The sequence below is a fragment of the Mesorhizobium sp. M7A.F.Ca.US.006.04.2.1 genome (assembly GCF_004022915.1).
Lineage (GTDB): Bacteria > Pseudomonadota > Alphaproteobacteria > Rhizobiales > Rhizobiaceae > Mesorhizobium > Mesorhizobium ciceri.
In genome coordinates this window covers 1-403 of record NZ_RZQA01001683.1, presented here as the reverse complement: position 1 = coordinate 403, position 403 = coordinate 1, and the positions used below count along the sequence as shown (strand labels likewise).

Below are 403 nucleotides of genomic sequence, written 5' to 3'. Positions count from 1 at the left end.
GTCGAGGAGGGTCCTATCGCCAGGATCCATGAAGGCGACATCATCCGGCTCGACGCCGATGCCGGCACGCTGGAAGTGCTGGTGCCGGCCGGCGATTTCGCGCTGCGCCGGACGGCGGATGCCGATCTCATCGGCAACGAGTTCGGGTTCGGCCGCGAGCTGTTTGCCGGCTTCCGGCAACTGGTCGGCCGCGCCGATCATGGCGCCAGCGCCTTCGGCACGGCCTGACGGCAGTTCTGCGCAACCCATGAAAAGGGGCGGCACTTGGCCGCCCTCTTGCGGTTGTGCATACGATTCTATTGCACGGTTAGCTCAGCTCGCTCGCCGGCTTTGACCGTCACGTTGCCTTCTTTCGAACTGTTGTCGGATTTCTCCGAGACGACGGCATAGTCGCCCGCCGGGA

Annotated in this window: 1 protein-coding gene; it reads left to right on the top strand. The window is 64.8% G+C overall.

What is annotated here, in order from left to right:
* The coding region (locus EN925_RS39395) for a dihydroxy-acid dehydratase (RefSeq protein WP_206633258.1) at positions 1–228 on the top strand (228 nt) is incomplete at its 5' end.
* Positions 229–403 lie beyond the last annotated feature (175 nt).